Genomic DNA, 24,714 nt, shown 5'->3' on the forward strand with positions numbered 1-24,714 from the left:
ATGACCGCAGCTCAGAGCCTTGTTTCAGCCGCGCGGTCAGTCCAGTGTGGCCGGACGGCGTAGTCGGTGGCGGCCCGGGCGCAGGGAAGATCGAAACCCCAGGTCAGGGTGTCGGGGCGCTCGTGTTCAATGGCGGGCATGGCACTGACCGTCGGCCCCTCGTTCACCGTTGCCGGATACCTGACGACGGCCCCGCCCGACTTCGACACCGAGTGCGAGGCGACGCTGTACGCCGCCGACTCCCTGGTGGGTCATGCCGCGTTCTGGCGCGCCTACCTGACCGGTCCGCTGGGCGCGGACCGGGCTGCCGACCATGCCTTGCCGGTCGGCGCGGCCGAGCGGAACGAGATGGACGCCGTGCTCGACGACCCGGAGCGCTGGCCCGCCGTGCCGGTGCGCCTGGCCGGTGACGACCGGATGTGGATCGTGTACCGCAACTTCGAGAGCGACGCGGGACTCGACTTCGTACGGGTGAGCCCGGATCGTCCGGTGCAGGTCCACGACCTCGCACAGGACTGCGGCTCCTCATCGATGACCTGGGCGGATTTGCTGGCGCTGGCGGAAGTCCCCGACGAGCGGCTGAGCTGGGCGCAGCGCTTCGTCCTGCTGCTGCCGCTGCTGGAGCCGCAGGAGTTGCCGGACGACGCGGGCGCGGTCATCGACCGAGCGCTGGACGGGATAGGCGCCGCGAACCGGGCCGCCGTGGTCGCCGAACTACTCGATGCGCTGGATTGGCAAACCCACTGAGCTGCTGATCGACGCCGTCGCCGGACGGCGGCGCAGGGTCTCGCCCCCGGCGACCAGCCAGCCTGCCGCGCCGGTGAGCGACCGCACGTCAGCGGCCGGGCCGAGGTCCGTCCACGGGAACGGGCCGTCCACGGGTGGGCGGGACAGCAGCCGGTCGGCGGTCGCGGCGAACAGAGTGCTGCTCAGGCCGGTCAGTGCGACGACGCCGTCGGCGGGGCCGATCTGCTGCCACGTACCGGTCCCGTCGGCCAGGGACGCCGCCGTCCGGGTCCACAGCGTGCCGTCGGCGACCGCGTAGAACGTGGCGTTGACGCAGGCCAGCGCCAGCGTCCCGGCGGGCGCGTCGCCGAGCACCGACCACAGGCTCCGTTCGGGCACCGGGTCGCGGTACACGATCCAGCCGTCGCGGGTCACCCCGATCAACCCCAACGGCATGCCGCGGTACGCCTCCCGCGGTGAGCCGAGCGCGACCAGGTCCGGAGCGGTGTCGATCTCGCGCCATGCCAGGTTCTGCCCGCACAGCTCGCGTACCCGCAGCACGCCCCGCGCCGCCGCGAACAGCAGGCCCTCGCAGGCCGCCAGCACCGCGTCCGGCACCGCCGGGCCGATCAGTTCGAAGTCGACGGGCGTGGAGCCGCTGAGCCGGTCGAACACGTTGCGGGTGATCCGGTCCACGACCGGGTCGCCGAGCGCGCTGCCCCAGTTGACCGTCGCGGCGGTGAACACGGTGCCCTGGCCGAGCCGGTGTACGCCCATGGTCGCGTGGCCGCCCTGCCCGTAGTGCCGCCAGTGGCGCAGGTCGGCGGTGGCCAGGATGACGAAGTCGGGTGGGGTGCCGTCCCGGCCGGTGACCCGGGGCACCCCGTCGACCTCGGTGAAGTCGGCGGCGTCGGTCTCGTAGCCGAGCGCGCCCCGGCCGAACGCGTCGCCGTCGCGCAGGCCGGTGCCCGCGAACACCCAGTGGTCGGCGAAGCGGGCGCGGTAGGACTCCTCGCGCATCTTCGGCATGTGCTCGCCCCAGGTGCCCGCGCCACGCCGGTAGCTGACGCCGGTCAGGGCGTTCTCGGGCCGGTTGACGGGCGCGCTGGACCATTCGACGGTGACCCGCGACGGGTCGACGGCGGTCATCGGGTCGGTGACGGCCTCGCGGTGGCAGACCATGGTGCGGCCGCCGTCCTCCAGGCGGATCTGCCACCAGCAGGTGTTCGCCGCGAAGATCGCCAGGTTGCCGCCGCGGCGCACGTACGCCTCGACGTGGTCGCGCATCTCCCAGGTCCAGTACTCGTCGTGCCCGTTGACGACGAGCATCCGGTGCCGGTCCAGCAGTGCGGGCTGGTCGTGCAGGTCCAGGTTGGCGCAGTACGCGACGCGCAGGCCGCTGCCCGAAAGCCAGCGCAGCAGCCCGTGCTCCCATTCCTGCGGCGGCGGGCCGCCACCGGGCCGGTCGAAGCTGACCCGGGCGGCCCTGGTCGGCTCCTCGGCGTAGTAGAGGCTCTCACCGGGCTCGCCCGAGCGGTTGTAGGCCTGCCAGGTCAGGAACGGCACGGACACGAGCACGTCGGCGTCGCCGGTGCCGCGTACGACGAAGTGCGCGTCGGCGTCGGGGCTGTCTGCGGTCGCGGAGGTGCCGTCGGCGCGGAACGCGGCCCGGTACAGCGAGCTGGGCCAGTGCTCGGGCACGTCGAGGGACCAGTGCGGGCCGTCGACGCTGTCACTGGCCATGATCTGGCCGGTCGGCACGTCCACGACGGTGACGTGCCCGGCCGGGTGGCCGCCGTCGGCACCGACCACGAACGCGAGCGTCTTGCCGGGGTCGACGGCGCAGGCTTCGGCGTACGCGGTGAGTCTCACGCCGCGACCACCGCCGACCGGAGGCGGGCCAGCGGCGCGGGACCGTCCACGGCCGACACGACCAGGTCTTCCAGTGCCCGCACGAACGCCTCGAGCCGCGCGGGCGGCAGGTAGCGGGTGTCGCCGGTGACCTGGTAGGTCAGCGCGGGACCGTCGGCGGTGACGTGGGCGCAGAACCGGCAGGCGACCTGCGGCTGCGGCGGCGCCCAGGTGAACACGGTGTCAGCTCGCGCGGCGTGGACCTGCTCGGCCGTGGGCGGGGTGCCCGGCGGCAGGTCGACCAGGCGCATGTCGTTGAAGCAGCACATCGGGTGCACGGTCGTGCCGCGCTCGGCGCTGACGGCGGCCAGGGCCTCGTCCAGCGCGGCCTGGTCGTAGCTGCCGGAACGGTACGCCCGCAGGCTCTCCCGCCATGCGGGGCGCAGCAGGCCGGCGAAGTCGTCGGCGGCCGTGTCCAGGGTGAACAGGCCCTCCTGGGACAGGGTCGCGACCAGGTCGCGGCGGGACGGGTCGAAGCGGTTGCCGACGATGGTCAGCACGGCGGCCCGGTCCCCGCCGCCGTCCGCGGCGACCAGCGCCGCCGTCGCGGCCAGCAGCACCGACGAAACGCTCGTCCGGTGCCGGGCGGCGAGCGCGGCCGTGGCCAGCCCCAGGGCGGGCGAGGTGAGCCGCCCGACCCACCAGCGCACGGGCTGCGGTTCGGCGCGCGCGGTGGTGAACATGCTGGGCGGCAGGGCCCGGTAAGTGTCGGCCCAGGTGCCGATCACGGCGTCGCTGCGGGCGCGACCGGCGGCCGACATCTCCTCGGTGGCGACGGCGAGCGGGTCGCCGGGCGGTGGCCCGGTGCGGCCCAGCAGGGCCAGCCGCACGTCACGCAGCAGGATGTCGGCCCCGTGACCGTCGGTCGCCAGATGGCACAGCGCCAGCACGACCCGGGCCACGGATCCCCCGACCAGCACCAGCCCCGCACGCACCGGCGCTTCGTTTTCGTAACCGAACGCGGTTCCGGCCAGTTCCGTGGCGAGGATGTCGGCAGCCCGATCCGCTTCGGCGTCGTCGACCGCCGTCACGGTGCGCACGGCGACACCGACCTCGGCAAGGATCTCCTGGTGGGCTGGCCCGCCGGGGGCGAGCGGACCGATCTTCGGGGCCGCGACGATGCGGGTGCGCAGCGTCGGGTGGCGGCTCAGGGCGGCACCGAGGCGGGTTGACGCGTCGGCGACGGGCAGTGGGCGGCAGCGGTCGGGCGGGGTGAGTACGCGGGTCAGGTTGAAGTAGTGGTCGTTCGGGGCGGTCCGGCCGATCGCCGCCCAGATGGCGTGCTGGCCCCAGGTCAGCGGCGCGGCCGCGACCGGCGTTCCGCGTACGGCGACCCGGTGCATCAGATGCCCTGCTCGCGCAGATGGGCGGCCAGGCTGGCGACGGTGTCCATGAACGACACGTCGTCGTCGAGGTCGAGCGCGACGCCGTAGCCGCGCTCGACGGCGTGGATCAGCCTCAGGAACCCGAGCGAGGTCAGGCCGAGCAGGCCCAGCGACTCCTGCTCGGCGAGCGCGTCGGCGGCGGTGATGCCGCCCTCGCTGGCCTGGGCGACCAGCGCGGCGAGGTCGGCTTCGAGGGTGGCGGCGGTCATGACGGCTCCTCGCGCAGTTCTGCGATCGAGTCGGCGATGCCCTCGACCGTCGGGGTGTCGAAGAAGACGTCGAAGGGCACCTCGACGCCGTACGCCTCCCGGATGCGCGCCGTGATCTGCATGATCGTCAGCGAGTGCCCGCCGAGGTCGAACAGCGTGTCGTCGGGCGCGATGTCCTCGATCCGCAGCACCTCCCGCCAGATCGCGGTGACGCCCGAGATCAGGTCGTCGGCCTCCACACCGGACGGCACGGGATCGGCAGCGGCATCGTGGCCGCTCAGCGGCGCGGTGGCGCAGGCCCCGTCGAGGGCGGACAGGTCGGCGACCCCGTCGTGCAGGTCCTCGACGGGCTCGCCGAGCAGCGCGTCCGCACCGGACGGGTCGTCGGCGAGTCCCGGCGGTTCGGGCAGCGCCTTGCGGTCGAGTTTGCCGTTGGGGGTCAGCGGCAGCCGGTCCAGCCACACGTACTGGCCGGGCATCATGTAGCGGGGCAGGCTGCCCGCGAGGTGACGGCGGATCTCCGCGACCTCGCCCGCGCCGACCAGGTACGCCACCAGCGTGCAGCCGCGTACCGCGACGGCGGCCTGGCCGACGCCGGGTGCGCCGAGCAGGGTCTGCTCGATCTCGCCCAGCTCGATGCGGTGTCCACGCAGTTTGATCTGGTCGTCGACCCGGCCCAGGAACTCGACCTGCCCGTCGGCGGCCAGCCGCACCAGGTCCCCGGTGCGGTAGAGCCGCCGCCCGGCCACGTCGACGAAACGCTCGGCGGTCAGCTCGGGCCGGTCGCGGTAGCCGCGGGCCAGGCCCGCGCCGCCGATGCACAGCTCGCCGGGCACGCCGGGCGGCAGCGGGCACAGCACCTCGTCGAGCACGTGCAGGGTGGTGTTCGCCAGCGGGCCGCCGATGGTGACGCGCTGCGCGTCGGCGGGGATCTCGGCGGCCGTGGACCAGATCGTGGTCTCGGTCGGGCCGTACACGTTGACGAGCCGGTCGGTGCGGGCCCGCAGGCGCTGGGCCAGCGGCAGCGGCAGCGGCTCGCCGCCGCACAGGGCGGTGATCGGCGCACCGGCGAAGCCCGCGTCGAGCAGCATCCGCCAGGTCGACGGCGTGGCCTGCACGTGGGTGACACCGCTGTCGCGGATGAGCCGGTCCAGGGCCGCGCCCTCGCGGGTCGCCGCGTCGGACGCGACGACGACGGTCGCACCGGTGGTCAGCGGCAGGAACAGCTCCAGGCCGCTGATGTCGAACGACAGCGAGGTCAGGTTGAGCCAGCGGTGCTCCGGCCGCGCGCCCAGCAGCTCGGCGAACGCGGCGACCAGGTTGGCCAGCGCCGCGTGTCCGATCTCGACGCCCTTGGGGCGGCCGGTCGACCCGGACGTGTAGATGGCGTACGCGAGCGCGTCGGGGTCGCCGGTGGTGGCCGGGGCCGTGACGGGCTCGTCGGCGAACGCGGCCAGGCCGTCCAGCGCCAGCACGTCCAGCGGCCCGCCGGTGTGCCCGAGGATCACCTTCGCGCCCGCGTCGGCGGCGATGAACTCCAGGCGCGCCACCGGGTACGCCGGGTCCAGCGGCAGGTATGCCGCACCGGCGGCGAGGATGCCGAGCACCCCGGCGACGAGTTCGGTGCCGCGCCGGGGGCACAGGCCGACCAGGTCGCCGTCGGCGACGCCCCGCGAGCGCAGCCCGTTGCCGATGCGGTGCGCCGCGTCGACGAGCTGCCGGTAGGTCAGCTCGCTGTCCGGACCGGCCACGGCGAGGGCGTCGGGGGTACGGGCGGCCTGGTCGCGTACGAGGTCGAGCACGGTCGCGGCGCTGCGCGGCCGGGCGGTGGCGTTGCCCGCGGCCAGCTCGGCGTGCTCGGCGGCGGTGAGCAGGGGCAGGTCGCCGAGCGGGGTGTCCGGCCGGGCCAGGGCTCCGGCGAGCAGGGTGCGCAGGTGACCGGCTACGCGGTCGGCGGTCGGGGCGTGCCGGGCGGGCACGTGCACGGAGCCGGTGAGGCCGTCGGCGGAGTCGACCAGGTGCAGGTGCAGCGCGGTGCGGACCACGGGCGGGGTGAGCAGCCAGTCCACCTTCGCGGCGGCGTCGGTGCGGCGGCGGTAGCTGATCGACACCGGGGCGAACGCGAGCCGGGGCGGCAGGCCGGGCAGGGCGCGGCCGAGGGGGACCTCGCGGTGGGCGTACACGGCGCGGGCCTCGGCGCGTACGGCGCGGGCGTGCTCGGCCCAGGTGCGGGCCAGGTCTGCGGCGATGGTGACGGGCAGCTCGTTGACCCACATGCCGATCTCGCCGGACAGCTCCGGGGTGCGGGTGGTCAGGTCGACGGCGACCGAGGTGCCGGCGTTGCCGTAGCGGGCCAGCACGGCGTGTACGGCGGCCAGCACCAGTTCGAACCGGGTCAGGCCCAGCGCGTCGGCGGATGCGGTGAGCGCGGTGTCGAGGTCGCGGCCGAGCGTGAACGGCACGCGCACGTCGGGTTCGGCGGCGGTGGGCGTGCCGGTCGCGTACGGCAGCACGACGTCGTCGGCGGGTGCCGGACGTGCCGACCAGAACTCGCGCGCGGCCGGGGTGGCCTGCGCGATCCGCGCCGCCTGGGCGCGGGCCGCGTCGCCGAGCGCGGTCAGCGAACCCGACGGCAGCGGGCGGCCCTCGTACGCTGCGAGCAGGTCCGCGACCAGTACATCCTTCGACGCCCCGTCGAAGACCAGATGGTGCGCGACGACGAGCACTGCCGTGCGGCCCTCGGCGTGCAGCGCCACGCACCGGGCCAGCGGCCCGGTGGCCAGGTCGAACGGCCGGGCCAGCTCCGCGGCGACGGCCTCCGTGAGCCCGTCGGCCTCGGTGAGCCCGTCGGCGGGACGGGACCCGGCGTCACCCGCCGCGGTGCGGTCTGCCCCGGTGACCTCGCGGTACACCACGGGCGCGGGCGGCACGGCCCGCAGCAGGGGTTCGCCGTCGGCGTCGGACACCGCTACGGCCAGCGCCGGGTGCCTGGCGACCACCTCGGCCCAGGCGCGTTCCAGCCGCTGCGGGTCGGGCGCGCCGGGCAGGGTCACCGCGACCGCCAGCCGGTATGCCGGTCCGGTGTCACCGACCTGTTCGGTGAACCAGATGCCCTGCTGGGCGAGGGTGACGGGTACGCCGTCGAGTGCCTGGGTCATGGGGTCCCCTCCTGGCCGGGCCGGTCGAACAACGCCCGGAGCTGGTGCTTGACGACTTTGCCCCCGGCGTTGCGGGGTAGTGCGGTGACGTGGGCGAGGCGGCTGGGCTGCTCGTGCGCGGCCAGCCGGGTGGCGAGGAAGGCGCGTACCTCGGCCAGGGTCAGCGGCCGGTCGGCCACCAGGACCGCGGCGGGCACCCTGCCGAGTACGGGGTCGGGCAGCCCCAGCACGGCCACGTCGGCGATGTCGGGGTGCTCGTGCAGCGCGGCCTCGACGGCGACCGTCGACACCTTGTCCGCGCCGCTCTTGATGACGTCGCTCTCCCGGTCGGCGAGGTACAGGTAACCGTCGGCGTCGAGGCGGCCGACGTCGCCCATCCGGGTCCAGCCGTCGCGGAACACCGACCGGGTCGCGTCGGGATCGTCGTGGTAGGACCGGGCGGTCCCCGCCGCACGCAGCCACACCTCGCCGACCGTGTCGGGCGGGCAGGGCGTGCCGTCGGGGGTGAGGATGCGCAGCTCGCCGCCGCCGGTGGCCTTGCCGAGCGCGCCGGGCCGGTCGGGGTGGAAGACCATGCTGGTCTGCGTCGGCGCGGCCTCGGTCGAGGTGTAGTAGTTGACGATGGTCGCCTGCGGCAGCGCGGCGGCCAGCCCGGCCGCGATCGCGGGCGGCAGCGCGGCGGCGGTGGAGCCGAACAGCTTCACGCAGGACGTGTCGTGCTCGGCCAGCGCGCCGGAGTGCAGCAGCTCGATCGCCATCGCGGGCACCACGAACACGCTGCCGACCTGGTGCGTGGTGATGAGCCGGGCGAAGTGCGCGGCGGCGAACCGGGCCGTGGCCAGCATGCCGGCGTGCGCGTCGAGGGCGTTGAGCAGCATCGTCTGCCCGGCGTTGGTGCCGATCGGGAACGCGTGCAGGAACTGCTTCGAGTGGGCGAGCCTGCGCAGCGGCGGGTCGACGCGGCAGCCGTGGGTGAGGTTGGCGTGTACGGCGGTGACGCCCTTGGGGCGGCCGGTGGTGCCGGAGGTGTAGAGGATCTGTGCCGGGTCGGCCGGGCCGGGGCCGGGCAGCGGCTCGGCGTCGGGCAGCCCGGCGACCGTCGCCGGGTCCCAGACCAGCGGGATCGGCACGGCGGGCAGCACCGCGTCGGCGCCGTGCAGCACCGCGGCAGCGCCGCTGTGCCGCAGCATGAAGTCCAGTTCGGCGGCGGCGTTGCGGGTCGACAGCGGCACCGCGACGGCCCCGGCCGCGAGCACGCCGGTGTACGCCGTCGCGTAGGCGATCCAGTCACGGGCCCCGTACACCAGCGCGACCCGGTCGCCGGGTCTGATCCCCGCCGCCCGCAGCCCGGCCGCGACGGCCTGGGTGCGCCGCTGCCACGTGGCGAGGTCGAGCGTGCCCGAGCCCTGCGTGACCGCGACGTGTTCGGGCTGCCTGACGGCTCGCGCCGCCAGCAACTGCGGCACGGTCAGCGCGACCCGTCCGGCGGCGCGGGCGGCACGGGCGGCCGCGAGGGCGGTCATGCGGGGACCTTCTCGCGCTGTCGTGGCGGCTCGACCGCCTGCGCCTCGTCCTCGTGGCGGCTGCGGAGCAGTTCCAGGCCGACCTGGTCGTCGGGGCGGGCGTCGGGGACCTCGTCGTCGAAGCGGGCGATACGCGGAATGCGCATCGCGACCAGCACCACGGCCGCGATGCAGAGCGCGAGGATCAGGTACAGCAGGCCGATGCCGCGGCCCTCGCCGGTGCCGATGACCCGGCCGACCGTGCTCGCGAGCGCGCCGCCGTCGGCCATCAGCGGTTCCAGCATGCTGGAGCCGACCGGGCCGACCAGCGTCCAGCCGATCGGCAGCGTCGACCAGGCGATCACCGTGTTGATCGCGAACACCCGGCCGTGGAACCGCTGCGGCACCTTGACCTGCACGATCGTGGTGTAGACGCCGTTGAGCAGCACCAGCCACATCGAGATGCCGAACGAGCCGACCGCGATCACCCACAGCGTCGGGCGCAGTCCGATGACGACGCAGAACACGGCCAGCACCAGGGTGCAGCACAGTACGGTGAACAGCCGCCGGTGCCGTGGGCCGCCCCAGACGCTCATCGTCAGGCCGCCGAGGAACGCCCCGACGCCGCCCGCCACCGACACCTGCGCGATCTGGTCCAGTCCCGCGAACGCTAGCACCAGCGGCGTCATCATCAGGAACAGCGGCGACAGGAACACGTTGAGCGCCATGAAGAAGCCGAGCATGGACCGGAAGCCCCGGTTGCCCCAGGAGAAGCGGAAACCCTCCTTGATCTCCACGCCCAGGCTCTCCCGCCGCCGCCAGGCCAGCGTGCGCGGGAAGCGCACCAGCAGCACGATGGTGATCGCGGCGGCGTAGCTGATCACGTCGATGATCAGGATGCCGCCGAGGTCGATCACGGCCAGCAGCGCCACCGACAGCATCGGCATCATGATGGTGGCGACGCCGCCGATCATCTGCACCACGCCGTTGGCGTGGCCGAGGTACTGCTTGGGCACGAGCTGCGGGATCGCCGACCCGTACGCCAGGCGCTGGAACGTCAGCGACACCGACAGCGCCACGATCAGCGGGTAGATGTGCCACACCTGCAGCGATCCGGTCCACAGCAGCACGCCCAGGACGAGCTGGGTGCCGCCCGCGCCGACGTCGCCGAACAGCATCACGGCCCTTCTGCTGTACCGGTCGACGATCGCCCCGGCAACCGGCAGCACGACCAGCCCCGGCACCAGTCCGGCGACCGCCAGCAGCGAGAAGTCGAGCAGTGACCCGGTCTGCTGGAGCACCCACAGCGGCAGCGCGACGTCGGTCAGCGTAGAACCGAGGATGGAGATCAGCTGCGCGAACGCGACCGCGAGGAAGCGGCCCATGCTGGGCTGCGGTCCGGCGGTGGCGACGCGGCCGTCCGCGTGCGAGGTGTCGTGCAGCCACCAGGTCGCCCGCTCGCCGCGTGCCGGCCGGGTCAGCGGCTCCGGCTGCTCGGCGGTGACCGCCGGGTCGACCGTGGTGACGATCTCGGCCAGTTCGTCGGCCCGCCACTTGAGGAAGAAGTGCCCGGCCTCGTCCAGCACCACGACGGCGGCCCGGTCGGTGATGAAGTGCCACTCCTTGAAGCGCTCGGGGTAGAACTCGGTCGCCGGGTCGCGTTCACCCGCCACGGCGACGATCGGGGCCTTGAGGCGTTCCGCGCCGGAGTGCATCAGCTCGGTGAAGTACTCCTCGGCGCTGTCGGAGTCGCGGCGCATGTTGCGGATGATCTGGCGGGCCTGGCCGGGTTCGATGTCGCTCATGTCGACGCCCATCGAGGTCAGCCAGTTGGCGTACGCCTTGTCCGAGCGCAGCGACTCCATCTTCGTGATCCGCGACAGGGCCATCCAGACCTTGCTCTGCGGCCGGGCGAACGGGAAGATCGCGCCGATGTATACGGCGTCGAGTTCCCGGCCGCGCTGTTCGAGGCGGCGGGCGATCTCGACGGTCAGCGCCGAGCCGACGCCGCAGTGGCCGTACAGGGCGACCGGTCCGGCGACCTTGTCCAGGATCTCGACGGTGCAGCGCTCGGCCAGCTCGTCGAAGGGCAGCGCCGCCTCGTCGAGGCCGATGTCGTGGCCGGGGATGGCGACCGAGAACAGCCGGTGCCCGGACGGCAGCGCGTCGGCCAGCGGCTGGTAGACGACGGCGCTGCCGCCGCCGTAGGGCACGCAGACGAGGCTGCGCACGAGCTGTGCGGGCGGCACGGGGCGGGTCAGCTCGTGCACCAGGGCGCGGGGGCCGCGCTGGTCCTCGGGCACGTCGATGAGCTGGGCGAGTTCGCGTACCGTGCGGTTCTTGAACAGGTCCATCACGGACACGCCCGCGCCGACGGCCCGGCGCAGCTTCGCGATGACCTGGGTGGCCAGCAGCGAGTGCCCGCCGAGGTCGAAGAAGTCGTCGTCGCGGCCGATCTGCGGCAGGTCGAGGACCTCGGCCCAGATGTCGGCGACGGTGACCTCGGTCGGCGTGCCCGGCGCCTCGAAGGCCGCGTTCGCGTCGCGGCCGCGCTGCGGGACGGGCAGCGAGCGGCGGTCCAGCTTGCCGCTGGGGCTCAGCGGGAGCGCGTCGAGCACCACGTACGCGGTCGGCACCATGTAGTCGGGCAGCCGCCGTTTGAGGGCCGCGCGCAGCTCGGCGGTGTCGGGTTCGGCGTCGACCACGAGGTACGCGGCCAGGCGCTTGTCGCCGGGTGAGTCTTCGCGGACCACGACGGCGGCCTCACGTACGCCCGGATGGTCGCGCAGGGCGGCCTCGATCTCACCCAGCTCGATGCGCAGGCCGCGCAGCTTGACCTGGCCGTCGATGCGGCCGAGGAAGTCGATCGTGCCGTCGGGCCGCCACCGGGCCAGGTCGCCGGTGCGGTAGAGGCGCTGCCCGGCCAGGCCGGTGACGAACTTCTCGGCGGTCAGCTCGGGCCGGTTCAGGTAGCCGTGGGCCAGGCCGACGCCGGACAGGTGCAGCTCGCCGGGCACCCCGACGGGCAGCGGCTCGCCGTGCTCGTCGAGCACGTACACGGCCATGTTGTCGATCGGCCCGCCGATCGGCACCCGGGCCAGCCCGGCGAGGGCGGCTCTCGTGCAGTGGTAGGCCGTGACGTCGATCGCGGCCTCGGTCGGGCCGTACAGGTTGTGCAGCTGCACGGCGGGCAGCGCGGACAGCGTACGCAGCGCCAGGTCGACGGGCAGCTCCTCGCCGCTGCACACGATCAGCCGCAGGCTCGCGCACCGGTCCACGTCGGACTCGGCCAGGAACATGCCCAGCATCGACGGCACGAAGTGCAGCGCCGTCACACCCTCGGCGACGATCAGGTCACGCAGGTACGCCGCGTCCTTGTGGCCGCCGGGGCGGGCCAGCACCAGCCGCGCGCCGGTCAGCAGCGGCCAGAAGAACTCCCACACCGACACGTCGAACCCGGCCGGGGTCTTCTGCAGCACCGTGTCGGCGGCCGACAGCCCGTAGCGGCGCTGCATCCAGTGCAGCCGGTTGACGATGCCCCGATGCCCGTTGAGCACGCCCTTCGGGCGGCCGGTCGAGCCGGAGGTGTAGATCGCGTAGGCGACGTCGTCGGGTCCGGCCAGCGGCTCGGGAGCGGTGTGCGGGGCGTCGGACCAGGTCGCCGGGTCGTCGAGGGCCAGCACGGACCGGTCGGTCGGCGGCAGCACGTCGCGGGCGGGCCCGGCGGTCAGCACGGCGGCCACGTCGGCGTCGTCGAGCATGAACGCCAGCCGGTCGGCCGGATACTCCGGGTCCAGCGGCAGGTAGGCCGCGCCGGAGATCATGACGCCGAGCAGGCCCGCGACCAGGTCGTGGCTGCGTTCGGCGCAGACGGCGACCAGGCGGCCCGGGCCCGCACCGTGCTCACGCAGGCGGTGCGCGATCCGGTGCGCCCGGCCCAGCAGCTGCGCGTACGTGATCGTGTCGCCCTCGAACGTCAGCGCCGGGGCGTCCGGGGTGTCGGCGGCCTGCCGCTGGATGAGCCCGTGCAGCGTGGCGGTGTCGGGGAACGCGGCGGCGGTGTCGTTCCAGCCGGTCAGCACCTGCTCGCGGGCCGCGCCGGTGACCGTGAGCAGGCGGCTCAGCGGGCGGTGCGGGTCGGCGACCACGGCCGCCAGCAGCTGCGCGAAGCCGTCCGCGAGCCGGGCCACCGTGTCGGCGCTGAACAGGTCGGTGTTGTACGTGAACGAGCCCCACAGCCCGTCCGCGCCCTCCAGCAGCGACAGCTCCAGGTCGAACCGGGTCGCCACGGCGCGGGAGCCGAACGGCGACACGCTCAGCCCGGTCGCCGAGGCCCGGCCCGGCGCGGTGTAGTTCTGCAGCGCGAAGACGACCTGGAACACCGCCGAGCGGCCCACGTCGCGGACCACGTTCAGCTCGGTGATCAGCTGCTCGAAGGACAGGTCCTGGTGGGCGTACCCGTCCAGGGTCGCCTCCCGAACCCGGCCCAGCAGCTGCGCGAACGTCGGATCGCCGGCGGCGTCGATCCGGGTCACCAGCATGTTGACGAACATGCCGATCAGCGGTTCCAGCTCGGCGTGGGTACGTCCGGCCTGCGGCGAGCCGATCGCGAAGTCCTCGGCGCGGGCGTTACGGGCCAGCACCGCCGCGTACGCCGCCAGCAGCGTCATGTACAGCGTCGCGCCGTGCTCGCGGGCCAGCCGCTGCAACGCCCCGACCAGTTCCCCGTCGAGGGTGACGCCGTGGGCCGCGCCCGCGAACGTCTGCTCGACCGGGCGCGGGGAGTCCGTCGGCAGGTCCAGCGGCGGCACCCCGGTCAGCCGCTCCTTCCAGAACGCCACGTCCCGCTCGTGCGCCCCGTCGGCGACCCGGCCCCGCTGCCAGACCGCGAAGTCGCCGTACTGCGCGGCCAGCGGCGGCAGCGGATCGGGCGCACCGGTGGCGAGCGCGTCGTAGTACGCGACCAGCTCCCCGACCAGCACATCCACCGACCAGCCGTCGCACACGATGTGGTGCACCGCGAGCATCAGCACGTGCGCGTCGGCGCCGAGGCGGTAGAGGGTTGCGCGCACCAGCGGGCCGGTGGCCAGGTCGAACGGCTCGGCCAGGCGGGTCTGCACGGCGCGGTGCACGTACTCCTCGCGGGCGGCCGGGTCGTCGCCGAGCGCGTCGAGGACCGGCAGGTCGAGGTCGACGGCGTCGTCCAGGTGCAGCACCGGCTCGCCGTCCGGGCTCGCGCCGAAGCGCATGCGCAGGCTCTCGTGCCGGGCCGCGACCGCGTTCAGTGCCGCCCGCAGCACCGCCGGGTCCACGGCACCGCGCACCCGCAGGACCACCGGGATCGTGTACGCGGCCGTGCCCGGCGCGAACTGCTCCATGAACCACAGCCGCTCCTGCGCGTGCGACAGCGGCACCGCAGCGCCCGCCGCCCGGGGCGTGATCGCGGCCGGGGCGGCGGTGCTCTGCTTCAGGCGCGCGGCCAGCAGCGAGCGTTTCGTCGCCGACAGTGCGACCGCCTGCTGGTTCTCGGCGATGTCGGTCACGGTGCTCCCTGCCCGGCGGCCGCGAGCTGTGCCGCGGCCTCCTCCTCGGTGAGCCGGTCGATCTCGGCGATGAGCGCCTCCTCGACGGCGGTGGCGAACCCGGCAACGGTCGGCCGGTCGAACAGCGCCCGGATGGGCAGGTCCAGGTCGATCGCGGCCCGCAGCCGGGCGATGACGCGGGTGGCCAGCAGCGAGTGGCCGCCCAGGGCGAAGAAGTCGTCGCCCGCGCCGACCTTGTCCACCGGCAGCAGCTCGGTGAAGATCCCGGCGACCAGGGACTCGGCGTCGGTACGCGGCGCGACGTAGTCGGCGTGCGCCTGCTCGCCGACGGTGACCGGAGGCAGCGCCCGCAGGTCGACCTTGCCGTTGCGGGTCAGCGGCAGCTCGGACAGCACCACGATGACACTCGGCACGAGCAGCGCGGGCAGCCGCGTCGCCGCGTAGGTCCGCACCGCGTCCCCGCCCGCCGTGCCGGTGACGTAACCGACCAGGGTGTCCCCCACCGCCGTCACCACGGCCTGCCCGACGTGCGGGTGTCCGGTGAGGACGGCCTCGACCTCGCCCGGCTCGACGCGTACGCCCCGGACCTTGAGCTGCCGGTCGACCCGGCCCAGGAATTCCAGGGCGCCTTCGCCGCGCAGCAGCCGGACCCGGTCACCGGTGCGGTACATCAGACCCGGCCCGTACGGGTCGGGGACGAAACGCTCGGCGGTGAGGTCGGGCTGGCCCAGGTAGCCGTCGGCGAGCCCGGCTCCGGCCAGGCACAGTTCACCGGCCGCGCCGGGCGGCACGAGGCGTCCGGCCGCGTCGAGCACGTAGGCGCGTACCCCGGCCAGCGGGCGGCCGATCGGCGGGCGGCGGTCCGTGTCGGCGGGGCCGAGGTCGGTGGCGGTCGCGATGATCGTCGCCTCGGTGGGGCCGTACGTGTTGACCAGCCGGACGCGGTCGCCGTGCAGGTCGCGCCAGGTGGCGACGGCGGTGGCGTCGACCTGCTCGCCGCCGAGGATGACCAGCCGCAGCGCGGCGGGCCAGGCGGGCACGACGTCCAGCAGCGCCTGCCAGTAGGCGGTCGGCAGGTCGAGGACGGTGATCGCCGGGTCGGCGGCCAGCAGCTCGGGCAGCGACTGCGGGCCGTCGGGCAGCAGCACGAGGGTGCCGCCGGTGGCCAGGGTCGGCCAGATCTCCTCGGCGTGCGTGTCGAACCCGATGCCCGCGAACTGCACCACGCGGTCGGCGGCGGTCAGCGCGTAGGCGTCGGCCATCCAGGCGGTGCGGTCGTCGAGGGCTTGGCGGCCGACGAGCACGGCTTTCGGCGTACCCGTCGATCCGGAGGTGAAGAGCACGTAGGCGGAGCCGGGGGCGGCGGCCGGGACGGACGTGCCCGGCCCGACGCCCGACGGGGTGAGCACCGCGGCGAGCCCGGCCCGCGCGGTCATCTCCGCCCGGCGGGCGTCCGGCAGCTGCGGATCGAGTGGCACGTAACCGGCCCCGGACCGCCACACCGCCAGCAGCGACGCGACCAGCTCCGACCCACGTGGCACGCTGACCCCGACCAGCCCGCCAGGCGTCACACCCGCGATACGCAACGCGTCGGCCAGCTCCCCCGAGCGCGCCCACAGGTCCTGGTAGGAGACCCGCTCCCCCGCGCAGACCAGTGCGGCGGCGTCCGGGGTGGACGCGACGGCGCGCGCGATCCGCGCGAGCAGCGGTTCGGCGGGCGGCAGGTCCGGGCCGGTGGCCAGGCGCAGCAGCTCGTCGCGGGTCGCGTCGTCGACCAGGGGCAGGTCGCGTACCCGCAGATCGGGATCGGCTAGCACCGCGTGCAGCAGCGCGGTGAACCGGTCCGCCAGCGCGTGCGCGGTCGCCCCGTCGAACAGATCACTGTTGTACGTCAGCACCACGTCCAGCGCGTCCGTGCTGGTCTGCACGTCCATCGCGACATCGGTCTTCACGTGCGGCGCGCCCGCGTCGAAGGCCTCCGCCGCCAGGCCGCCGAAGCCCTCGGTCGCCGTGGCGGAGATGTTCATCGTGGTGTGCAGGGTGAAAGTCGCCTGGAACAGCGCGTTGCGGCTCAGGTCGCGGGGCAGGTGCAGCCGCGCGGTCAGGTCCTCGAACGGGATGTCCGGATGCGCGAACGCCTCCATGAACGACCTGCGCGTGCGCAGCACCAGGTCCCGGAACGAAACGTCGCCGGACAGGTCGGCGCGCAGCACGAGCATGCCGCTGAAGTAGCCGAACACCGCCTCCAGCGCGACGTCGTCGCGGCCCGCGACCGGGGTGCCGACGGTGAGGTCGTCCTGCCCGGCGAACTGCGCGAGGGTCAGCTCGTACAGCGTCACCAGCAGCATGAACGGGGTGCAGCGCAGTTGCCGGGCGGCGGCCTGCACGGCCTGCTGGATCTCGCCGGGGAACTCGCGCAGGACCACGCCGCCGTTCGAGGTGCGCACCGGCGGGCGGGGGCGGTCCAGCGGAAGGTCGAGGGTCGGCGGGTCGGCGAGCACGCCGGTCCAGAAGTCGAGCGACGAGGTGTCGGCGGCGCGGCGGGCACGGGCGTGGTCGAGGTGGCGCACCGCGGGCGGGGTCGGCGCGATGCCCCGGTAGGACTCGGTGACCTGCCGGTAGAGCAGGTTCATCGACCAGCCGTCGCCGACGATGTGGTGCACGACCATGCTCAGCACGTGCTCGTCGCCGGCCAGCCGGAACAGGCCGACCCGGATCAGGTGGCCGTGGGCGAGGTCGAACGGCCGGGCCAGCAGCTCCGCGACGCGTACCCGGGCGGCGGCCTGCGGGTCGGGGTCGCCGGTCAGGTCGGCGTACTCGATCGGGGTCGGCCGGGGTTCCTGGATCTGCTGGTACGGCACGCCGTCGTGGTCGCCGAAGCGGGTGCGCAGGCTCTCGTGGCGGCGGGTCGCGTCGTCGAACGCCCGCGTCAGCAGCTCACGGTCCAGCTCACCGCGCAGGCGGCTGGTCGTCGAGATGTGGTACGCGGCGTCGCCGGGGTCGAGCCGGTCCAGGAACCACAGTCGCTCCTGAGCCGCCGTCAGCGGGCCTTGATCGGGCTCGGGCATGCGCTTTCTCCCGCCGTCCGAATGCGATTGATTCGGACGCCACCGTAAAGTGCATTTCCGTAATTGGCAAGACTCTTTACTGTGACGTATCGACGGCCGTGGCCTGCTAATAGACACACCTCAACCCATTACCGCCCCCGGCCTGCAAAACGGCCCCACCAACCGACAGCATGCCGGTTTACCGGCAGAGGGTCAGCTCTGTCCCGTGAGGAGTTCGGCGGCGGCGGTCGCGCAGGCGCGGGTGCCGCCGTGGGTGACCACGTAGGTCGCGCCCACCGGGGCGGGCTCGGGCATGCCCAGCTCGACGACGACCGCGTCCGGCCGGGCGGCCAGTAGCGCGGCACGCGCCGCCACCGCCCACGGGTGGTGCCGCACGTCGCGTCCCACCACGACAAGCGGACGCGCGGCAGCGGCCGCCAGCGCCCCGTCCAGCCACGACGGATCGGCGTCGGCGGTCACCCGCTCGGCGGTCGTCGCGGCCCACCGGGCGGCGAGCGGCGCGGCCACGCCCCACGGCATGGCCTGGTCGACCGCGATACCGGTCGGGGTGTCCAGCTCGACCACGTGCGGCGGCCCGGCCAGCGGCAGAGCGGCCCCGGTCATCCGCACGGCGCGCCGGGCCGCCCGCAGTCCCGCCTCGGGAGCGCGCGGCACGGTCGCCGACGACGCGATCCGCTGCCAGGTCGCCAGTTCACGGACCCGCGCGGCGGCCTCGGCCAGCCGCTGCTCGGTGAGCGCGCCCTCGCGTACGGCGGTGACGATGGAGTTGCGCAGCAGCCCGACGATGCCCTCGTTCTTGTACTCGCCGCCGACGCAGATCGCGTCCGCGCCCGCGGCCAGCGCCCGTACGGCGGCCCCGCCGACACCCCACTGCTTGGCCACCGCCGCCATCTCGATGCCGTCGGTGACGATCAGCCCGTCGAAGCCCAGCTCCTCACGCAGCAGGCCGGTGAGCAGCGCCGGGCTGAGCGTGGCGGGCAGTTCGGGGTCGTACGCCGCCACCAGCAGGTGCCCGGTCATCACCGCGCGCACCCCGGCCCGGATCGCGGCGGCGAAGGGCGGCAACGCGACCGCGGCCAGCTCCTCGCGGGACGAGTGGACGCGGGCGGCGTCGTAGTGGGAGTCCTCGACCGTGTCGCCGTGGCCGGGGAAGTGTTTGGCGCAGGCGGCGACCCCAGCCGACTGCAGGCCGCGTACCCAGGCCGCGCTGTGCCGGGCGACCAGTGCCGGGTCCGCGCCGAAGGACCGTACGCCGATGACGACGTTCTCGGGGCGGGAGTTGACGTCGACGGTCGGCGCGTAGTTGAGGGTGATGCCGACGGCGGCCAGGTCCGCGCCGATGTCGCGGGCCACGGTCTCGGTGAGCGGGATGTCGTCGACCGCGCCGAGGGCCAGGTTGCCGGGTCGGTCGCTGCCGGTGCGCGCGTCGAGCCGGGTGACGTCGCCGGCCTCCTCGTCGACGGCGATGACGACGTCCGGGTTCTCCGCGCGCAGCTGCGCGGTGAGCGCGGCGACCTGCGCCCGGTCGGTGATGTTGCGGGAGTACAGCGCGAGCCCGCCCAGTCCCCGGCCGAGGCGTCTGCGTACCCAGTCGGGCGCGTCGGTGCCGACGAATCCGGGCTGCAGCACGGTGTCGGCCAGCAGGGCCAGGTCGGTGTCGAGCTGCGTCATGTCGCTCCCCTTCGCTCACCAAACGCTTGCGCGGTGCTCGTTCACGCGCATTGCGGACGGCGAAGCGTCAGTTGTGCGCACGACAACGCGGGAGCGTACCGGCCGGGGCCCGAAAACCCAATGGCCTCCTCCAGCGGACGCTCGTTGCGGGACGCTCGCGCGTCCCGCAACAGGCACCGGCGGCCGGCGCGCTCACCGCGCCGAATGAGGTCTAGCGGCGCTCGCACCTGAGCACGACGCGCTGCCCCGGCTGGAGCGGGAAGCCCGCGTTCGGGAACTGCCGCTCCACCCGGTACTGGTTCTTGTCGCCGCGTACGCCCCGGATCTCCACCCGCAGGCCCATCCCGGCGAGGTGGTTCTCGGCGTCGCCGCAGCCCCAGTTGCGCAGCTCGGGCATGACGGTGCCCTGGGCGTTCTTGCTCACCTGCAGCTTGACCACGGTGCCGCGCTCGACGCCGGTGCCCAGCACCGGTTCCTGCTTGACCACCGTCTCGAAGGGCTTGTCCGCGTCGACCTGCTCGACCTCGACCCGCAGGCCCAGCTCCTCCAGGATCTTCCTGGCCTCGGCCAGCGGCTTGCCCTCGACCGACGGCACGGTCACCGGGGCACGGCCCTTGCTGAGCACCACCTTGACCTGGGCACCCACCTCGACCTCCGCACCCGCCTTGGGCAGGGTCTCCAGCACCGAGCCCTTCGGGACCAGGTCGCTGTACTTCTCGGCGAGCTTCACCGGCTTCAGCTTCAAGGGTTCGGCCTGCAGGTCGGCGACGGCCTGGTCCCACGGCTTGCCGGACACGTCGGGCACCGTGTAGCGCTCCGGACCGGCCGACAGGGTCAGCGTCACCGTGCCGCCGCTGACCACGTCCGCACCGGCGGCCGGGTCCTGGACCAGCACCACGTCCTTGGGCACGTCCTCGCGGAACTGCGCCTTGGCGTAGGTGAACTCCAGGCCCGCGCCGCGCAGGGTCGCCTCGGCCTCCTGTTTGGTCAGGTTCACCAGCTGCGGCGTGGTGTCGTAACGGCCGAACGCGAGGTAGTAGCCGCCGACCAGGACCAGCAGCACCAGCGCGACCGCGCCCGCCAGCAGCCCCATCCGGCCCCGCGGGTCGCCCATCAGCCGCGCGTACTGCTGCCTGCCCTGCTCCAGCAGGCCCGTCGTCGCCGAGGCGGCCGTCATGGTGCGGGTACGCGGTTCGGCGGGCTCGTCGTGCAGCCGGGCCCAGGACGGGCGGTCCGCGGGCTGCACCTGGCTGACGACCATGGTCTCCTGCGCCACCTGGCGCATCCGGGTGGTCGCGTCGGCGAGGCCGTGGCGGGCCGACTGCACCGCGGACAGCATCGCGCCCGCGTCCATGAACCGGGCGGCCGGGGCGCGGCGGGTGGCGGACGCCACGAGGTCGTCGAGCACCGGCGGCCCGGCGGCCAGCTGCGACGGGGCCGGCACGTCGCGCTCGACGTGCTGCCAGGCCACCTCGACGGGGCGCTCGCCGTGGTACGGCGCGCGACCGGTGAGCAGTTCGAACAGGACGATCCCGGTGCTGTACACGTCACCGCGCGCGTCGACGCGCCCGTCGGACACGAACTCCGGCGCGACGTACGCCGCGGTGATCGACGGCTCCGCCCCGCCCGCCTCGACGGCGTCGGCCAGCCCCAGGTCGGTCACCTTGATCACGGCTTCGGTCAGGTCGTGGCCGCCACCGGGGGCCTCGGCGACCATGATGTTCTCCGGCTTGACGCTGCGGTGCACCAGCCCGATGCGGTGCGCAGCGGCCAGCGCGGCCAGGACCTGTTCGGTCACCGCCAGTGCCTCCGCCGGGCTGAGCCGCCCGCGCTCGGCGAGCACGTCGCGCAGCGTGCGCCCACGGACGAACTCGGTCACCAGATACGGCAGGCCGTCATGCTGGCCCTGGCCGTAGAAGGCGGCCACGTTCGGGTGCGTCAGCCGGGCCAGCCCGGTCGCCGCCTCGGCGAACCGCTCGGCGTCGAACGGTGCGGCCTGACCTCGGCGCGGCTGCGGCGGGTGCACGACCTTGAGCGCGACGGTGCGGCCCAGGCGCTCGTCCACGGCGGCGTGGACCGTCGCCATGGCTGTCTGGGCGACGACCGCGCGGATACGCAAGCGCCCGTCGACGAGCGTGCCGAGCAGCGGTCCGGCGAGCTGAGCGTCCATGGCAGCGCAGTCTAGGGCAGTCGCCGCCGTTGTGGCTCTCCTGCTGCCGTGATGGGCGGCGACCTGCGGTTATCCACGAACCGCAGGCCCGCCGGGAGGGGCATGCCCAGCCGCGCCGCTGTGGTCTGGCTCTCAGCGGCGGTTCGCCGACATCTGTTGCCGATCATCGGTGGCAGGCGTAACGTCGTCGGCGATGTGAGCCACTGACACCTTCCCGCGCCCGCGACCGAGGCCCTGCCCGGCGGGCGGAAGCGTCTTTTTCGTCAGTAGGTGCACCATGTCTCATTCTGCTCTGCTCGCCCAGGATCTCGTCCGCACCCTCGGCACGCGCCGGGTGCTCGACGGCGTCAGCCTCACCGCGTCCCCCGGTCACCGGATCGGGCTGATCGGCGAGAACGGGGCCGGCAAGTCCACGCTGCTCCGGCTGCTCGCCGGGACCGACGAACCCGACTCCGGCACCGTCGTGCGCCCGGCCGACCTCGGCTTCCTGCACCAGGAGATGCCGTTCGACGCCGTATCGACGATCGCCGACGTGATCGACGACGCCCTGCGCGAGGCCCGTACGGACCTCGCCGAACTCGACCGGCTCACCGCCGCACTGGCCGCGACCGCACCGGAGGACGCCGCCTACCCCGACCTGCTCGCCGCGTACGGCGAGCGGCTGGACCGCGCCCAGGAACACGAGGCCTGGGACGCCGACCGGCGCGCGGAGATCGTGCTGGCCGGGCTCGGCCTGGGCGGCATCGCGCACGAGCGGCCGCTCGGTTCGCTGTCCGGCGGGCAGCGCGGGCGGCTCGCGCTGGCCGCGCTGCTGGCCCGGCGGCCGTCGGCGCTGCTGCTCGACGAGCCGACCAACCACCTCGACGACGCCGCGGCGGCGTTCCTGGAGGAGCAGCTGCGCGGCCTGCCCGGCGTCGTCGTGCTGGCCAGCCACGACCGGGCGTTCCTCGACGCCGTCTGCACCGACCTGATCGACCTCGATCCGGCGGTGGACGGCCCGACCCGCTACGGCGGCAACTACACCGCGTACCAGGCCGAGAAGCAGGCCGAGCGGGTCCGCTGGCAGCGCCGCTTCGAGCAGGAACAGGAGGAGCTCGACGAGCTGCGCGAGGCCGTGTCGGTGACCGCGCACCAGGTCGCGCCGGGCCGCGCCAAACGCGACAGCGAGAAGATGGGCTACGGCCACACCACGGGCCGGGTGCAGAACCAGATCTCGCGCCGGGTCCGCAGCGCTTCCCGCCGCCTGGACGAACTGGAACGCGAGCAGGTGCGCCGCCCGCCGGAGCCGCTGCGGTTCGGGGCCACCCGGCTGGCGGGCACGTCGGCCGACGGCACCCTGCTGTCGCTGCGCGACGTAAACGTGCCCGGACGGCTCACCCTCGACCGGCTCGACCTGTCGTCGGCGGACCGGCTGCTGGTCACCGGGGCCAACGGCGCGGGCAAGTCGACGCTGCTCGCGGTGCTCGCCGGGCGGCTGTCCGCCACCGGCGAGGTGAACCGGCGGCGCGGGCTGACCGTCGGGCTACTGGCGCAGGACACCGTGTTCGAGCGGGCCGACCGCACCGCCCGGGAGACGTACGAGCTGGCGCTGGGTCCCGCTCGCGCGGAGGCTGTGCCGCTGGGCACGCTGGGCCTGCTCGCCCCGCGCGACCAGGGCACCCCGGTCGGGGCCCTGTCGGTCGGCCAGCGCCGCCGCCTGGCCCTGGCCCTGCTGGTGGCCGACCCGCCGGAGCTGCTGCTGCTCGACGAGCCGACCAACCACCTGTCGCCGCGCCTGGCCGACGAGCTGGAGGCGGCGCTGGGCAGCGGTCCGGGCGCGATCGTGGTCGCCAGCCACGACCGCTGGCTACGCTCCCGCTGGCCGGGCCGCGAACTGCGGCTCTGACCCGCTCCAGCAGATCCTCTGTGCCCAGGAACGCCAGGCTGCGCGGTCCCCGGCCCGCGCCGTGGCCGGTGGACCGACGGTTAACGACGACCGGCGCGGGAGCGGCGGCTCCCGCGCCGGTCAGCTCAGCCCTCGACGTCGCGCAGGAACAGGATGCCGTCGCTGTCGGCCAGGTGGGCCGGGTCGCGCGGGAAGTAGCCGTGGTCGTCGGTGTTGTCGGCGCGCCGCACCGGCTCCAGCCCCGTGTCGTCCAGCGCGGCCGCCAGACGGCGGCCGTCGAGCAGGCGGCGCTCGCCGGGCAGGGTCGACAGGACGCCCTCGACCGTGTCCGCTGCGGGCGCGCCCAGGCCGCGCGGACGCAGGCTGCCGATCGCGGTCGCCACGAAGGCGTACCGGTCGCCGAGGCCGTCGGCGGCGATGGCACCCGCGGGCCACCACGTCAGCGATTGGCCCAGCTGGGCCACCTCCCAACGGCCCTGCTCACGCTGCAGGTGGGCGTTGTGCGCGAACACCAGCACCGGACCGCGATCGGCCTCCCGTTCCGCGATGGCCAGCAGGTTCTCGGCCATCATCGCGTCGCGCTGGATCATGAGCCGGGCATATCGCCACGGCGACGCCGCCGCCATGACCGCGTGGTAGCGCAGCAGCCCCGCGGCGGTGCGCCCGTGCAGCCGCGCCAGCCACCGGTCGTCGTCGGACGTCATCGCGCGCAGCCGTGGCGTCTGCGCCGTGGCCAGGGCGAGCAGGTCGTCGGCGAGCAGCCGCAGCCGCACCGCCGACGCCGTCGCGCCGACCGATCTCTGCGGTTCCATGGCCGCCGCCGGATCGGTCCACCGCTCGTCGTCACCGGCGAGCTCGTCGATCAGAGCCGCGTCGTCCGGGAGCAGGCTCGGCTCCACGCAGGCCGCGAGGTGGTCGCGCAGCGCGGTCAGCGGCCGGCGCGGGCTGGCGGCGTACATCATCTCCGTCGGGGCGTCGAAGCCGAAGAAGCGCAGCCGGTCGTCCTCGGGGCGGCCCTGGTTGTATTCCCGCATCCAGGCGACCAGTTCCCGGTTGCCGGCGAACGCCCCCCAGCCGTGGCTGACGCCGTGGGCCATCACGTCGTCGAGCGAACCCGCGCCGCCCGCGACGTACGCGTCGACGGCCAGTCCGGCCAGGCAGTCGCTCTCCAGCGCGACGGACCGGAACCCCTCGTGCTCCACCAGGTGGCGCAGCAGTTCGTTGCGCAGCCGCAGGAACAGGTCCACGCCGTGCAGCGGCTCGCCGAGGCCCAGCAGCGACGGCCGGGCGGGCAGGGTGGCGAGCAGCCGCGACATCGCGGGCCCCGGACCGGTCGCGTCGTCGAACGCCCAGCCGGTGTCGGACAGGGCGGCAGTGGTGGTCATCAGGTCTGATCCTCTCGACGAGTTCTACCTTGAACCCTATCGTTGAATCAACGGTGTAAACTTTCTCCGCACTGAGCGCTCGCGAGCGCCTGAAACCCTCA

The 24,714-nt window shown here is 74.1% G+C and carries 12 protein-coding genes; 2 read left to right on the forward strand and 10 right to left on the reverse strand.

The window, feature by feature from the left end; genetic code table 11:
- The first annotated feature begins 138 nt into the window (after positions 1-138).
- Positions 139-747 (forward strand): hypothetical protein, encoded by a 609-nt coding sequence (locus HAV40_RS06010; RefSeq protein ID WP_166379734.1) that lies wholly within the window; start codon positions 139-141, stop codon positions 745-747.
- On the opposite strand, the gene HAV40_RS06015 is transcribed toward HAV40_RS06010, so the two are convergent.
- The 9 genes from HAV40_RS06015 to HAV40_RS06055 form a co-directional block, all read right to left on the reverse strand.
- Entirely contained in the window at positions 715-2,598 is a 1,884-nt protein-coding gene (locus tag HAV40_RS06015; RefSeq protein WP_166379735.1) for a N,N-dimethylformamidase beta subunit family domain-containing protein, read from the reverse strand. The genes HAV40_RS06010 and HAV40_RS06015 overlap by 33 nt on opposite strands.
- A complete protein-coding gene (locus HAV40_RS06020) occupies positions 2,595-3,980 on the reverse strand; it encodes a condensation domain-containing protein (RefSeq protein ID WP_166379736.1) in 1,386 nt (461 codons plus the stop codon). Before HAV40_RS06020 ends, HAV40_RS06015 begins: the two co-directional genes overlap by 4 nt.
- Positions 3,980-4,231, reverse strand: coding sequence for a phosphopantetheine-binding protein (locus HAV40_RS06025; protein ID WP_166379737.1), 252 nt, complete (start codon positions 4,229-4,231; stop codon positions 3,980-3,982). Before HAV40_RS06025 ends, HAV40_RS06020 begins: the two co-directional genes overlap by 1 nt.
- A complete protein-coding gene (locus HAV40_RS06030; protein ID WP_166379738.1) occupies positions 4,228-7,389 on the reverse strand; it encodes a non-ribosomal peptide synthetase in 3,162 nt (1,053 codons plus the stop codon). Before HAV40_RS06030 ends, HAV40_RS06025 begins: the two co-directional genes overlap by 4 nt.
- Positions 7,386-8,912, reverse strand: coding sequence for a class I adenylate-forming enzyme family protein (locus HAV40_RS06035; RefSeq protein WP_166379739.1), 1,527 nt, complete (start codon positions 8,910-8,912; stop codon positions 7,386-7,388). The genes HAV40_RS06030 and HAV40_RS06035 overlap by 4 nt, the downstream gene beginning before the upstream one ends.
- Positions 8,909-14,434: a non-ribosomal peptide synthetase/MFS transporter gene (locus HAV40_RS06040; RefSeq protein WP_239086394.1), complete on the reverse strand. Its 5,526-nt coding sequence runs from the start codon at positions 14,432-14,434 to the stop codon at positions 8,909-8,911. Before HAV40_RS06040 ends, HAV40_RS06035 begins: the two co-directional genes overlap by 4 nt.
- Complete coding sequence (locus HAV40_RS06045; protein WP_166379740.1) at positions 14,431-17,502, reverse strand: non-ribosomal peptide synthetase; 3,072 nt, start codon at positions 17,500-17,502, stop codon at positions 14,431-14,433. The genes HAV40_RS06040 and HAV40_RS06045 overlap by 4 nt, the downstream gene beginning before the upstream one ends.
- Positions 17,503-17,694: 192 nt before the next feature.
- Positions 17,695-19,173, reverse strand: a complete 1,479-nt coding sequence (locus tag HAV40_RS06050) for a glycoside hydrolase family 3 protein (RefSeq protein ID WP_166379741.1) — start codon at positions 19,171-19,173, stop codon at positions 17,695-17,697.
- A 211-nt stretch (positions 19,174-19,384) separates the two neighbouring features.
- Positions 19,385-21,343, reverse strand: coding sequence for a PASTA domain-containing protein (locus HAV40_RS06055; protein ID WP_239086397.1), 1,959 nt, complete (start codon positions 21,341-21,343; stop codon positions 19,385-19,387).
- 277 nt (positions 21,344-21,620) lie between these two features.
- On the opposite strand from HAV40_RS06055, the gene HAV40_RS06060 reads away from it, so the two are divergent.
- Positions 21,621-23,228 (forward strand): ABC-F family ATP-binding cassette domain-containing protein, encoded by a 1,608-nt coding sequence (locus tag HAV40_RS06060; protein WP_166379742.1) that lies wholly within the window; start codon positions 21,621-21,623, stop codon positions 23,226-23,228.
- A gap of 125 nt (positions 23,229-23,353) precedes the next feature.
- Here the strand turns inward: HAV40_RS06060 and HAV40_RS06065 are convergent, their stop codons facing one another.
- Complete coding sequence (locus HAV40_RS06065) at positions 23,354-24,613, reverse strand: erythromycin esterase family protein (protein WP_166379743.1); 1,260 nt, start codon at positions 24,611-24,613, stop codon at positions 23,354-23,356.
- Positions 24,614-24,714: the final 101 nt, after the last annotated feature.

Origin of the sequence: Catellatospora methionotrophica, from assembly GCF_011297335.1 — a bacterium.
Taxonomy (GTDB): Bacteria; Actinomycetota; Actinomycetes; order Mycobacteriales; family Micromonosporaceae; genus Catellatospora; species Catellatospora methionotrophica.

Bases quoted from the DNA above. Each gene is read 5' to 3' on its own strand.
- HAV40_RS06010 (WP_166379734.1), top strand. From the start codon at position 139: ATGGCACTGACCGTCGGCCCCTCGTTCACCGTTGCCGGATACCTGACG.
- HAV40_RS06020 (WP_166379736.1), bottom strand. From the start codon at position 3,980: ATGCACCGGGTCGCCGTACGCGGAACGCCGGTCGCGGCCGCGCCGCTG.
- HAV40_RS06025 (WP_166379737.1), bottom strand. From the start codon at position 4,231: ATGACCGCCGCCACCCTCGAAGCCGACCTCGCCGCGCTGGTCGCCCAG.
- HAV40_RS06030 (WP_166379738.1), bottom strand. From the start codon at position 7,389: ATGACCCAGGCACTCGACGGCGTACCCGTCACCCTCGCCCAGCAGGGC.
- HAV40_RS06035 (WP_166379739.1), bottom strand. From the start codon at position 8,912: ATGACCGCCCTCGCGGCCGCCCGTGCCGCCCGCGCCGCCGGACGGGTC.
- HAV40_RS06045 (WP_166379740.1), bottom strand. From the start codon at position 17,502: ATGCCCGAGCCCGATCAAGGCCCGCTGACGGCGGCTCAGGAGCGACTG.
- HAV40_RS06050 (WP_166379741.1), bottom strand. From the start codon at position 19,173: ATGACGCAGCTCGACACCGACCTGGCCCTGCTGGCCGACACCGTGCTG.
- HAV40_RS06055 (WP_239086397.1), bottom strand. From the start codon at position 21,343: ATGGACGCTCAGCTCGCCGGACCGCTGCTCGGCACGCTCGTCGACGGG.
- HAV40_RS06060 (WP_166379742.1), top strand. From the start codon at position 21,621: ATGTCTCATTCTGCTCTGCTCGCCCAGGATCTCGTCCGCACCCTCGGC.
- HAV40_RS06065 (WP_166379743.1), bottom strand. From the start codon at position 24,613: ATGACCACCACTGCCGCCCTGTCCGACACCGGCTGGGCGTTCGACGAC.